Below are 12,323 nucleotides of genomic sequence, written 5' to 3'. Positions count from 1 at the left end.
GGCGTACCCCCCGCAAGCTACCGAAGGATCGAGAGCTCGTGAGCAGCAAGGTCCCCCCGATCATCCTCAACAACGGCGTCGAGATGCCCCAGCTGGGCTACGGCGTGTGGCAGGTGCCGGACGACGAGGCCGAGCAGGCGGTCGGCACGGCGCTGGAGGCCGGGTACCGCAGCATCGACACAGCGGCGATCTACGGCAACGAGAGGGGCACCGGCAGGGCCATCGCCGCCTCCGGGCTGCCCCGCGAGGACGTCTTCGTCACCACCAAGCTCTGGAACAGCGACCAGGGGCACGACTCCGCCCTGCGCGCCTTCGACGAGTCCCTGGCCCGGCTCGGCCTCGACTACGTGGACCTGTACCTGATCCACTGGCCGATGCCGTCCCGGGACACGTACGTCGCCACCTACCGGGCGTTCGAGGAGCTCCTGGCCGACGGCCGGGCCCGCGCCATCGGCGTGTCCAACTTCCTGCCCGAGCACCTGCGGCGGCTCATCGACGAGACCTCGGTGATTCCGGCGGTCAACCAGATCGAGCTGCACCCTCATCTCCAGCAGCACGCCGCCCGCGCCTTCCACGCGGAGCAGGGCATCGCCACCGAGGCGTGGTCGCCGCTGGGCCAGGGCAAGGGCCTGCTCCAGGTGCCGGCCCTGGTCGCCATCGCGCAGAAGCACGGCCGCACCCCGGCACAGGTCGTCCTGCGCTGGCACCTGCAGCAGGGCACCGTGGTCATCCCCAAGTCCGTCACCCCGGCCCGGATCAGGGAGAACATCGAGGTGTTCGACTTCAGCCTGGACACCGAGGACCTGGCCGCGATCAGCGCGCTCAACGAGGACCGGCGGCTGGGCCCGGACCCGGCGACGTTCGCGATGGCCTGACCCGGACCGCCGGACCCCGGACTGCCACGACCTGGACATCCACGACCCGGACATGCACGACCCGGACCGCCCGCGGGAGCGGGTGGACCGCGCACCGTGCGCCGCGGGAACCGGGCGCACGGACCGCGCCGGCCGGGGCGGGGCCGCGCGTCCGGGCCCTGCCCCGCCGGCCGGCCCGGCCGGCGGGGAGCGGCCGGGCCCTCGCGTTCGCCGGGCGCGGGGGCTCGCTGAGCCAGGAGTCCCCCGCTTCGGCCGGGGGAGGGCTCAAAGAGCCCGGGTCGCGGTGTGGATGGTGTGTGCGGCCAGTACGAACACGTCGGGGCGGTGATGGACGCCGGCCCGGTCGTCCGGGTCGGTCAGCCGGTCCAGGGTCGCGCGGTCCCCGGCGTCGAGTTCCTCCGCCATCGCCGCACGGATCCGGGACAGCGTGTCGGCGACGTAGCCGCGGGCGCGGTCGGTGGCGGGAGCCGGCAGGTCCAGGAGGAAGGTGCGGCTGCCGGTGGGCCGCAGACCTGCCGAGGCGAGCAGTGCGGGCCAGTCCTCGGTCTCGTCGACCGCTCCGGGCAGCGAGTCCCGCATCCGGGTGAACCACTCCGACTCGACGGCGTCCAGCCGGTCCTGCAGGCCGGGCCTGCCGATGCCGATGTCGCGGGGCAGGAAGCGGGCCGGCAGCCCGCCCTCCATCAGGGCGATGGTGCCGCCCGGCGCCAGGTGCCCGGCGAACGCGGCGAGCGCGGCCCGCTGGTCGCCGAGGTGGTGCAGACTGCGGCTGGCCCACAGCAGGTCGGCGGGGTAGTCGAGCTCGCCGAGGACGCCGGGCAGTTCGCCGGCCAGGGTGCCGAAGCGGTCGGCGTGGCCGAGCCGTACGGCCCGGTCCCGGGCCCGCTCCAGCAGCGGCTCGTTCGCGTCGACGGCGACCACGCGGGCGCCGGGGAAGGTGTCGGCGAGCAGCCCGGCCACCACTCCGGGTCCGCTGCCCGCGTCGACGACCAGGCCGGGGGCCGTCTGCCGCTTGCCCAGCCAGGCCAGGGCGTGCTCGTACAGCGGGGTGAACAGTTCGGCCTGCGATTCCAGCAACGGGCCCATCTCGGCCCAGTCGATGTCCGTGGTGTCGTGGTGGTGGTTCCCCGGACCGTGCCCGGGTCCGGCGTGGCTCCCGTGCCCGAGGCTGTGCCCGCCGTGCTGACGGTGCTCCGGTTCCGGGGCCGTCCCCTGGTCGGAGCCCTGGCCGGGGCCGTGGTCCGGGCCCTCGTCCGGGCCGTGTCCCGGGTGGTGTTCCGGGCCCTGTCCGCCGTGCCGGTGCTCTGCGTGCGCCATGTCGTCAGCCTCTCCTCGGGATGCCGCCAGGGTGCGCCGACGCACCGGCGAGGAGCCAGCGACGTTGCCGCAACGGCAAAACCCGGAACGGCAGAACCCGGCCGATCCGGGTCGGTCGATCCGGGTCGGCCGGTCCGCGGCCGGTCGATCCGGTTCGGCCGACCCGCGGCCGGTCGATCCGGAGTCGGTCGATCCGGATCGGCCGGTCCTGGGTCCGTCGGCCCGGGGTCGGCCGGTCCGGAGCCGGCATTGCAGGCGACGCCGTCGAGGGGGAACGCGGCCGGTACGGCGGTGCTGCCGCTGTGGGCGGCCTGGAACCGGAAGCTGACCGAACCGCCCGTCGCCAGGGTGCCGTCGCCGCTCTCGTCGCGGACGATGACGGCCGTCCCGGACCGGGTGACCCGCGCGTTCCACGCGATGCCGGTCGGCCCACGCGTCGCCGGTCGGCTGGTCGCCCGCGTGGGTCCGGGCCGGTCGGCGGGTCGCCCGCGCAGGTCCGGCCCGGGGTCGGCCGGTCCGGAGTCGGCATTGCAGGCGACGCCGTCGAGGGGGAACGCGGCCGGTACGGCGGTGCTGCCGCTGTGGGCGGCCTGGAACCGGAAGCTGACCGAACCGCCCGTCGCCAGGGTGCCGTCGCCGCTCTCGTCGCGGACGATGACGGCCGTCCCGGACCGGGTGACCCGCGCGTTCCACGCGATGCCGGTCGGCCCACGCGTCGCCGGTCGGCTGGTCGCCCGCGTGGGTCCGGGCCGGTCGGCGGGTCGCCCGCGCAGGTCCGGCCCGCGTAGGTCCGGCCCGCCTACGTCCGGCCCGCCTACGTCCGGCGGAACGCCCGCAGGCTGAACACCGGGTCCGGGCGGGGTACGTCCTGGTCCGGCAGTCCGGCGACGCGGGCGGCGAAGTCCTCGGTGAGGGGGTCGCCGGGCGGCAGCGTGACGAACCAGCCGCGGCGCAGGTCGGTGATCGTGCGGCGGGGGCTGCGCCCCTGGCCCCGGCCGGTGAAGCGGGCCTCGCCCGCCGGGGCGAACCCGTGCTCGGCGGCACGGGCGGCGACCGTCCCGGCGGCGTCGCGGGCGGGGCTGCGCGGGCGGGCCGCGAGCACCGCGTCGATGTCGCTGCCCACGTTGTGCGCGGCCGCCTTGTCGACCGTGGTCACCCACACGCCGCCGGGCCGCAGCACCCGGGAGCACTCGGCGACGGCCCGCCCCACGTCCGCGTCGTCGAGCAGGTGCAGCAGCCAGACACTCACCACCGCGTCGAAGGAGGCGTCCGGGAACGGCAGCCGGCGGCTGTCGCCGACCACGACCGTGCCGGGCAACCGCGCCGCCGCGGTCCGGGCCATGCCCATCGCCAGGTCCACACCGGCCAGCCGGGCGGCGGGCCGGGCGGAGGCCAGGCGGCGGGTCACGATGCCGGTGCCGCAGCCGACGTCCAGCAGCGCGCCGAGGCCGGGCGGGAGCAGGCTCAGCACCGCCTCGGCAGCGGCGGCGGCCCGGGGTTCACCGCCGCGCAGCGCGTCGTAGGCGCCGGCCTCCTTGTCGTAGTCGAGCATGGCCCACCCCCCGTGCCTCGAAGTCCACTCGGCCGGTTCAGCTCGCCCCGTGCCCCGGCGCAAGGCCGTCGGCCCGGCCCGCCAGGCGGAAGTCCAGCTCGGTGAGCCCCCCGCCGGCGCTGTGGGTGTTCACCGACAGGCGGACCGTGTTGTACCCGAGGGTGAGGTCGGAGTGGTGGTCGAGCTCCTCCTGGACCTGGGCGAGGTGCACGACGAGCGCGGCGGCGGCGAAGTGGGAGCCGAGGCGGTAGGTGCGGGTGAGGCGGCCGTCCTCGACGGCCCAGCCGGGCAGCTCGGCCAGCCGGTCCTCGATCTCCTTCTGCGACAGGGGTTCGACGGCCACGGCGGGGCTCCTTCCTGGCGGAGGTGTCACCTCCGTCGGACGCGTACCCGTCCAGCGTGCCCGGCCCGGCCACGGTCGTCCACAGGACGCGCCCCGTTCGCCTCCGCCCGCGCCCGCGGCGGTGTCCGCGCCCGCCGCCGGGTCCGCGTCACCCCGGCAACCCGGCGGCCGCCTCCCGCGCCGCGGGCTCCGCCACCCGGTGCCGCGGCCGGAGGAGGCCGGCGGGGCCCGTCGTGAGCGGGTGGGCTCCGCCCTCGCCGCACCGGGCGGGCGGCCCCGGGCCCGCCCGGCAACGTGGCGTGCACCTCACCGCCATCCGGTGATCGGGCCCCCGGGGCATGGCAGACTGCCCTCGGATTCCGGGCTCATCAGGGGAGGCGTGGCGTGAGCGAGCGGCGGCCCGCACCCACCGTGGGCCAAGTGGTGCTCGGCAAGCGGCTGCAGGAGCTGCGGGAGGCGGCGGGGCTCCGGCGCGAGGAGGCGGCCCGGGTGCTGCGGGTGGCTCCGGCGACGGTGCGCCGCATGGAGGTCGCCGAGGTCACCCTCAAGATCCCGTACGTCCAGGTGCTGCTGGAGACCTACGGTGTGCCCGCGGCGGAGGCGGCCGCGTTCGTCGCTCTGGCCGAGGAGGCCAACCAGCCCGGCTGGTGGCAGCGTTACCACGACGTACTGCCCGACTGGTTCAGTCTGTACGTGAGTCTGGAGGGCGCGGCGCGCCTGATCCGCTCCTACGAGCCGCACTTCGTGCCCGGCCTGCTCCAGACCGAGGAGTACGCACGCGCCGTGCTGGGCGCCGGGACGATCGGGCAGAACGGGCCGGAGACCGTCGACCGGCATGTGGCACTGCGCATGGAGCGGCAGCGTCTGCTCGACCGCGACCAGCCGCCCCACCTGTGGGTGATCATGGACGAGACCGTGCTGCTGCGGCCCGTCTCCAGCCGGCCCGAGGTGATGCGCGACCAGCTCGACCGCCTGCTGGAGGCCGCCGAGAACGAGCGGGTCACGCTCCAGATCGCCGAGTTCGCGAGCGGCCCGCACCCCGGGACGTACGCGCCGTTCTCGCTGTTCCGCTTCGCCGAACCCGAGCTTCCCGACATGGTGTTCACCGAGTACCTGACCGGCGCGCTCTACCTCGACTCGCGCCAGGAGGTCTCCGCGCACCTGGAGGTGCTGGACCACGTCACCGCGCACGCGGCGTCGGCCCGGCGCACCAAGAAGATCCTCCGCGCGTACCGGGAGCGCTCCTAGTGCCGCGGCAGGCGACGTCCGCCCGTCGCGGAGCGGCGTCGGGTGCGTGCTCCCGGCGGGCCGGCCGGAAGCCCTCGTACCGGACGTACCCGGACGTGCGGGCGGTGCGGCGGGCGTGCGTGCCGGGCGTCGCGACGGGGCGCACGCCGCCTGCCGCGGCACCGGGGCCGCGGTACGGCGCCCCCGGCCGGCAGGCCCCGGCCGCCCCCCGCCGCCTGCGGCGGGCCCACCTACGGCACCATCCAGCGACACGTCTTCGAGGAGCACACCGCGCATGACCGGATCCGACGCCCCGGCCCCCCGTATCGACACCAGCCGACCGCACCCGGCCCGGGTCTACGACTGGTGGCTGGGCGGGAAGGACAACTACCCGGTGGACGAGGAACTGGCCCGCCGCATCCTCGCCGTCGACGGCACCGTGGTGCGCGGCGCCCGCGCCAACCGCCGCTTCATGCACCGGGCGGTGCGCACGGTCGCCGAGGCCGGTGTCCGCCAGTTCCTGGACATCGGCACCGGCATTCCCACCGAGCCGAACCTGCACCAGGTGGCGCAGCGGGTCGACCCGGCCGCCCGGGTCGTGTACGCCGACAACGACCCGATCGTGCTGCGCCACGCGGAAGCGCTGCTGGGCGGCACCGCCGAGGGCAGCACCGACTACGTGCACGCCGACGTCCGCGACGCCGACGCGCTGCTGGACCGGGCCCGGCAGTCCCTCGACTTCGCCGAGCCGGTCGCACTGTCCCTGGTCGCGCTCACCCACTACCTGGACGACCTGGACGACGACGTGTACGGCCTGCTCGGACGGTACGTCGACGCGCTCGCGCCCGGCAGCCACCTCATCCTGTCCCAGGTCACGCCCGACCTGAATCCGGAGGCGATCGCCGAGGCGGCGGAGAACTTCCGGCGCGGCGGCACGCCCTTCTTCCCGCGCACGCTGACGGAGTTCGCCCGCTTCTTCGACGGGCTGGAGCTGCTCGGCCCCGGCCTGATCCCGGTGCACGGCTGGCGCCCTCAGGAGGAGGACGTCGCGGCGCAGGCCGAGGGGATCGTGCCGGTGTACGCGGGCGTGGCGCGCAAGCCCTGACGGAGCGCGCCGGGCGCCGGTCCGGCCGCACCGGTCCGGGCGCACCGGTCCGGGCGCACCGGTCCGGGCGCACCGGTCCGGGCGGTGCCCGCCGGGTGACCCGAACGGAGGCCGTGGACGGGTGCGCTCCCCCGCCCGCCCCTAGGTTCGAGTCGAACCACCGGGCGAGCAAGGGAGCGTACGTGTGCGGACCGCGGACCGCGCCCGTCGGGCCGGTCGCGGCCGGCCGGCGGCGCCCCCGGACCAGGAGGACCCGATGCCCTCGGACGCCGTGCTGTACCAGGCGGCCGCCCTCTGCCTGACGTTCCCGGACGACGGGTTCCGGACGCGGCTGCCGCTGCTGCGGGAAGCAGCCCCGCAGCTACGGGAGTTCACCGACCACGCCGCCGTCACGCCCGACCGGGTGCTGGCCGCCGACTACCTGCGGGTCTTCGAGGGCGGGCACCGCGACGGCCTCTACCTGAGCCGGTGGAGCGACGGGGGCGCCCCGAGCTCCCAGAGCCCGTCCGACCGGGTCCCGGAGCGGTTCGAGGACGCCTACCGGGCGCACGGGCTGGAGGTCGAGGACGGGGAGCTGCCCGACTTCCTGCCCGCGGTGCTGGAGTTCGCGGCCCGCACCGGCGACGTGGCCCTGCTGGTGGAGCACCGGGCCGGCCTGGAGCGGCTGCGTGCCCGGCTGTCCGGGCTCGGCACCCCCTACGCGTGCGTCCTGGACGCGGTGTGCGCCACCCTGCCGCCCGCCCCGGCCGGAGCGCGCCCGTGAGTCCCCGGCCGGGCGCGGGCCGGTGACGGCGCCGCCGTCACCGGCCCCCACCGTCCCGTAGCGGCGGCCGCGAGCTGCCGCGGCTCGCGGCCGCCGTCGCGGGCCGCCGCGCGCGCTACGCGGCGCCGTCCCGGGCGTCCCGCCCGCTCCGGGTGTCCCGGTGCTCTCCGGCGCCGTCCGCGCCGCCGGCCCCGCCCGGGTCCCGCTCGTCGTCGACGATCTCGGCATCGACCACGCCGTCGTCGTCCTGCGGGGGCGGCGGGGCGGACGGTTCGCCGTCGGCCTGCTGCCGGGTGCGCGCGTACATCGCCTGGCCCATCTTCTGGCTGACCGAGGCGAGCCGCTCGACGCCGGTGCGCAGTTCGCCGGTGCCGGCGTTCCGGTCGAGCAGCGCCTTCAGCGCGGTGACGGCGGACTCGACCTCCTCGCGGGTGGCGGCGGGGATGCCGTCGGTGGTGTCGCGAAGGAACCGCTCGGTCTGGTAGACGAGTTGCTCGGCCTGGTTGCGGGTCTCCGCGGCCTCGCGGCGGTCGCGGTCCTCCTCGGCGTACTGCTCGGCCTCCCGCACCATGCGGTCGATGTCGTCCTTGGGCAGCGCCGAGCCGCCCGTGACGGTCATCTTCTGCTCGCGGCCGGTGGCGAGGTCCTTGGCGAAGACGTGCATGATCCCGTCGGCGTCGATGTCGAACGCGACCTCGATCTGCGGCACCCCGCGCGGCGCGGGCGGCAGGCCGGTCAGGTCGAAGGTGCCGAGCTTCTTGTTGTACGCGGCCATCTCGCGCTCGCCCTGGTAGACCTGGATGCCGACCGAGGGCTGGTTGTCCTCCGCGGTGGTGAAGATCTCCGAACGGCGGGTGGGGATCGTGGTGTTGCGTTCGATGAGCCGGGTCATGACCCCGCCCTTGGTCTCGATGCCGAGGGACAGCGGGGTGACGTCGAGCAGCAGGACGTCCTTGACGTCGCCGCGGATCACCCCGGCCTGCAGGGCGGCGCCCACCGCCACCACCTCGTCGGGGTTGACGCCCTTGTGCGGGTCCTTGCCGGTGAGGTCGCGGACCAGGTCGGCGACGGCGGGCATCCGGGTGGAGCCGCCCACCAGGATGACGTGGTCGATCGCGGACAGCTCGACCCTCGCGTCCTTCACGGCCTGGTGGAAGGGCTTGCGGCAGCGGTCGAGGAGGTCGGCGGTCAGCTCCTGGAACCGGGCCCGGGTGAGCGTCTCCTCCAGGTGCAGGGGGCCCTCCGCGGACGCGGTGACGTAGGGCAGGTGAAGGTGGGTCTCCAAGGAGCTGGACAGCTCGATCTTGGCGCGCTCGGCGGCCTCGCGCAGCCGCTGCACGGCCATCCTGTCCCGGGTGAGGTCGATGCCGTGGTGGCTGCGGAAGCCGGCCGCCAGGTGCTCCACGATCCGCTGGTCCCAGTCGTCGCCGCCGAGGTGCGTGTCGCCGTTGGTGGCCTTGACCTCGATGACGCCGTCGCCGATCTCCAGCAGCGACACGTCGAAGGTGCCGCCGCCGAGGTCGAACACGAGGACGGTCTGCTCCTGGCCGCGGTCCAGGCCGTAGGCGAGGGCGGCGGACGTCGGCTCGTTGACGATCCGCAGCACCTTCAGCCCGGCGATCTCGCCGGCCTCCTTGGTGGCCTGCCGCTGCGCGTCGTCGAAGTAGGCGGGCACGGTGACGACCGCGTCGGAGACGTCCTCGCCGAGATACGCCTCCGCGTCCCTCTTGAGCTTCTGGAGCACCCGGGCGGACAGCTCCTGGGCCCGGTAGCGGGTGCCGTCCACGGAGTCCTGCTCCGGGAAGCGCCACCCGGTGTCGCCCATGTGGCGTTTGACCGAGCGCGCCGTGCGGTCGACGTTGGTCACCGCCTGCCGTTTGGCGACCTCCCCGACGAGCACCTCGCCGTTCTTGGCGAAGGCCACCACGGAGGGTGTGGTGCGGGCGCCCTCCGCGTTGGGGACGACGGTGGGCTCACCGCCCTCCAGCACGGCCACCACCGAGTTGGTGGTGCCCAGATCGATCCCGACCGCACGTGCCATCGCCGTCCCCTTCCGCCAGGGCCTGCCCGACCGCCTGCACCTCCAGCACAAAACTTGAGTGGGAGCTTGTCAATGGGGCCCCGCCCGCGCCGCGGGCGCCTGCCGCCCGGCCGCCGCGGAGACCGCCGTGCGACCGGCCTGCGACCGCCGTGCGACTGCCGCGGAACCGCCGTGCCACGGCCCGGAGAGCACCGCAGGACCGCCCGGCAGACGCCGTGCCGGCGCCGGGGGCCGCGACCGCCGCGCCGGCCGCCACGCCGGGTTCCGGCAGCGCGGCCGCCGAGGGCGCCGCGCCCGGGGCGCGCCCCCGCCGGGGTGCGGGACGCGCCCGTGCCGCGAAGCGCCGCGGGGCCCGTGGACGACGGGCCCCGCGGCGGGTGCGACACGCGGAGAGGGCAGCTCAGACCAGCTTCGCCGTCAGGGTGACCGGGACGGCCTTCAGCGCCTGGCTGACCGGACAGTTGGCCTTGGCGCCCTCGGCGGCCTCGGCGAAGGCGTCGCCGTCCATGCCCTCGACCGTGCCCTCGACCGTCAGGTGGATGCCCGTGATCCCCTCGCCCGGCTGGAAGGTGACGTCGGCCGAGGTGACGAGCCTGGTGGGCGGGGTGCCGGCCCCGGCCAGGGCGTGCGACAGCGCCATCGAGAAGCAGCTGGAGTGGGCGGCGGCGATCAGTTCCTCGGGGCTGGTCCTGCCGTCCGCCTGCTCGGCACGCGACGGCCAGGACACCGGCTGCGTGCCGATGCCGGAGGAGTCGAAGGTGACGACACCGCTGCCCTGGAGCAGGTTGCCTTCCCACACCGTGTGTGCGGAGCGCGTGGTTGCCACGGTTCTTCCTTTCGGAGGCTCTCTGGGCGGTCCCGGATCCGCCCGGGGGCCACGCCCTATCGGACCACATTCCGGCGCACCGCACCCGGAGCACCCGGAACATCGCGCGTCAGCCGCTCTGGTCCGGCACCAGCCCGTCGCCCGGCACGGACAGCGGCGCCGCTCCGCCCTCGGTGCGGGCGGGCGGGTCCCCGGGGACCGCCGCGGTGCCGCCGGCCTCGCGCAGCCACCGGCGCAGCAGCCGGTGGACGTGCTCGGCGCCCGCGAGTGGGCCGGGCGGCGCGGACAGCTGGACCGGGTGCAGCAGGAAGGGCCGGCCCTGCGGGCCGCCGAGGCCGCCGTGGGAACCGATCTGCTCCTCGAAGGCGAGGACCTCGCCGTCGGCCGGGTCGTGGAAGGAGTTGACCATGATGTCGGCGGTGTGCGGGAAGCCGTGGGTGCGCCGGACGGCCTCGGCGGCGCCGGGCCCGAACGGGGCCAGCGGGCCGCGTCCGTCGGCGAGTTCCGCGAGGGGGACCTCGGCGCCGTGCGCGCCGAGCACCACGCCGCCGTGCCGCTCGCTGCGCACGAGGAGGAAGCCGATGCCGGGGTGGTTGGCGAGGGTCGCCAGCAGCGCCGGGTGGCGGGCCTCGATCTCCTCCCGCGTCATCCGGTGCGGCACGTCGGGGAAGGAGACCAGGCCGAGGTTGCCGGAGGCGAGCACGACCGGCTCGGCGCGGCGCGGCGGGCGGTACTCGCCGGCGCCCTCCTCCACGGGGCGGCGCAGCGCAGCGCGGACCGCCGCCCGGGCCTCGGTACCGCTGTGCGTACGGCGTGCCCGGCGCGGCACCGGCAGTCCGCAGCCGGCCCGCACGAGGTCGGCGAGGCCGAGTCCGTAGCGCGCGCGGAAGGTCTCGCCGGGGCTCTGGCCGTGGTCCGAGAGCAGCACCAGCCGGTACGGGCGGGGGGCGTGCTCGGCGACCTTCTCGATCAGGGCGAGCGACCGGTCGAGCCGGGCGAGGACCTGCAGGGCGTCGCGGCTGCGCGGCCCGGAGTGGTGCGCCACCTCGTCGTAGGCGACGAGGTCGGCATAGACGGCGGTGCGGCCGGCCAGCAGGTCGCCGGTCACGGCGGCGACGACCACGTCCCGCTCGACGACGGTGGCGAAGGCCCGGACGAAGGGGTACAGCCCGCCGCGGCCGACCCGGGGCCGCTGCCTGCGCAGCCGGGCCCGGACGGACTGGCCGATCTCCCGGCCCGCCTCGGCGGCGAACGACAGGGCGGTGCGCACCGCGTTGGCCGGATCGGAGAAGTAGGCGAAGTACCCGGCGCGGGAGCGGGTCTCACGGCTGCGCCGGCGCGCGGCTATCGACAGCACCAGGGCCTGCTCGTCGGCGCCTCCGCTGAACAGGTTGCCGCGGCTGGCGCCGTCCGCGCCGAGCAGTCCGGGCCGCCCGGTGCGCTGGACGGCGCGGCGCTGGAGTTCGGCGGCGCTGCTGGGCCGGTTGCACACCATGACGACGCCACGGTCCTTCTCGTACCAGCGGAAGGCGGGCACGTCGAAGGTGCTTCCGTGCAGGATGCCGAGCTGGCTGGCGCCGGTCTGGCTGGACCAGTCGGTGCGCCAGGGAGTGAGCCGGTGGGTGGCGGGGCCGTCCGGCCCGCCGTGCAGCCAGCCGGCGACGGTGGGCATCAGCCCCTGGGCGACGGCGTCCGCGAGGACGTCGTGGCCCACGCCGTCCAGTTGCAGGAAGAGGGTGCCGGGGGCGGCGGGGCCGGCCGGGCGGGTCCGGTGGCGGCGGTGGGCCAGGCGGTAGAGGCGGCGGCGGTAGGCGTCGTCGTCGCGCACCGCGAGGGCGGCGCCGGTCGCGGAGGCGACCGCGGACATCACGGCGGCCACCACGACCGCGGTCTCCCAGGCGGCGGCGCCCGCCTCGGCCGGGTTCAGCCGCAGCGCGAGCAGCAGCAGACCGCCGTTCAGGAAGAACACCAGCAGGCCGAGCACCAGGGCCGGCACGAGCAGCAGCAGCCGTACCAGCAGGGGCCAGACGAGCGCGGACAGCAGGCCGAAGGCGCCCGCGCCGAGGGCGGCGGTGACGGCGATCCGGGTGGCGCTGTCGCCGTCGGCGGACTGGAGCTGGAAGTCGGGCAGCAGGCCGGCCAGCACGAGCATCGTGAGCGTGGACACGGCCCACACCGCGGTGCTCCGGCCGATCTGGCTCACGGCCCGCCGCCAACGCCGTCCCCGCACGCGCACACCTCACGTCCCGGCCCGCCGCCGCCGCGGGCCCGCTG

General features: G+C 75.9%; 10 protein-coding genes and 1 pseudogene. 4 read left to right on the top strand and 7 right to left on the bottom strand.

The window, feature by feature from the left end:
* Positions 1-38: 38 nt before the first annotated feature.
* Entirely contained in the window at positions 39-875 is an 837-nt protein-coding gene (locus tag AC5K6T_RS11330) for an aldo/keto reductase (protein ID WP_493208107.1), read from the top strand.
* 264 nt (positions 876-1,139) lie between these two features.
* Here the strand turns inward: AC5K6T_RS11330 and AC5K6T_RS11325 are convergent, their stop codons facing one another.
* The 4 genes and pseudogenes from AC5K6T_RS11325 to AC5K6T_RS11310 all read right to left on the bottom strand — a co-directional run bounded on the left by AC5K6T_RS11325 (position 1,140) and on the right by AC5K6T_RS11310 (position 4,087).
* Positions 1,140-2,192 (bottom strand): class I SAM-dependent methyltransferase, encoded by a 1,053-nt coding sequence (locus AC5K6T_RS11325; protein WP_493208105.1) that lies wholly within the window; start codon positions 2,190-2,192, stop codon positions 1,140-1,142.
* A 311-nt stretch (positions 2,193-2,503) separates the two neighbouring features.
* Positions 2,504-2,890: pseudogene (locus AC5K6T_RS11320) on the bottom strand (cellulose binding domain-containing protein); the annotation flags it as partial.
* A gap of 116 nt (positions 2,891-3,006) precedes the next feature.
* On the bottom strand, positions 3,007-3,744 hold the full coding sequence (locus AC5K6T_RS11315) for a class I SAM-dependent methyltransferase (protein WP_493208103.1): 738 nt from the start codon (positions 3,742-3,744) through the stop codon (positions 3,007-3,009).
* A gap of 37 nt (positions 3,745-3,781) precedes the next feature.
* Positions 3,782-4,087 carry a 4a-hydroxytetrahydrobiopterin dehydratase gene (locus AC5K6T_RS11310; RefSeq protein WP_493208101.1) on the bottom strand — a complete coding sequence of 102 codons (306 nt, stop codon included), beginning with the start codon at positions 4,085-4,087 and terminating at the stop codon, positions 3,782-3,784.
* Positions 4,088-4,471: 384 nt separating this feature from the next.
* On the opposite strand from AC5K6T_RS11310, the gene AC5K6T_RS11305 reads away from it, so the two are divergent.
* The 3 genes from AC5K6T_RS11305 (at position 4,472) to AC5K6T_RS11295 (ending at position 7,182) form a co-directional block, all read left to right on the top strand.
* Positions 4,472-5,335, top strand: a complete 864-nt coding sequence (locus AC5K6T_RS11305; protein WP_493208099.1) for a Sco1979 family transcriptional regulator — start codon at positions 4,472-4,474, stop codon at positions 5,333-5,335.
* Positions 5,336-5,609: 274 nt separating this feature from the next.
* Positions 5,610-6,419, top strand: a complete 810-nt coding sequence (locus AC5K6T_RS11300; protein WP_493208097.1) for an SAM-dependent methyltransferase — start codon at positions 5,610-5,612, stop codon at positions 6,417-6,419.
* A 256-nt stretch (positions 6,420-6,675) separates the two neighbouring features.
* The gene (locus AC5K6T_RS11295; RefSeq protein ID WP_493208095.1) at positions 6,676-7,182 is read left to right on the top strand and encodes a nitrate reductase molybdenum cofactor assembly chaperone; all 507 of its coding nucleotides are present in this window, start codon (positions 6,676-6,678) and stop codon (positions 7,180-7,182) included.
* Between the two features lie 115 nt (positions 7,183-7,297).
* On the opposite strand, the gene dnaK is transcribed toward AC5K6T_RS11295, so the two are convergent.
* The 3 genes from dnaK to AC5K6T_RS11280 all read right to left on the bottom strand — a co-directional run bounded on the left by dnaK (position 7,298) and on the right by AC5K6T_RS11280 (position 12,279).
* Positions 7,298-9,223 (bottom strand): molecular chaperone DnaK, encoded by a 1,926-nt coding sequence (dnaK, locus tag AC5K6T_RS11290; RefSeq protein WP_493208093.1) that lies wholly within the window; start codon positions 9,221-9,223, stop codon positions 7,298-7,300.
* Positions 9,224-9,623: 400 nt separating this feature from the next.
* Positions 9,624-10,049 (bottom strand): OsmC family protein, encoded by a 426-nt coding sequence (locus AC5K6T_RS11285; protein WP_493208091.1) that lies wholly within the window; start codon positions 10,047-10,049, stop codon positions 9,624-9,626.
* Positions 10,050-10,158: 109 nt separating this feature from the next.
* Positions 10,159-12,279, bottom strand: a complete 2,121-nt coding sequence (locus AC5K6T_RS11280; protein WP_493208089.1) for a phage holin family protein — start codon at positions 12,277-12,279, stop codon at positions 10,159-10,161.
* Positions 12,280-12,323 lie beyond the last annotated feature (44 nt).

The sequence above is a fragment of the Streptomyces sp. B8-7 genome, from assembly GCF_058833805.1.
This window is presented reverse-complemented; position numbering and strand designations above follow the sequence as displayed.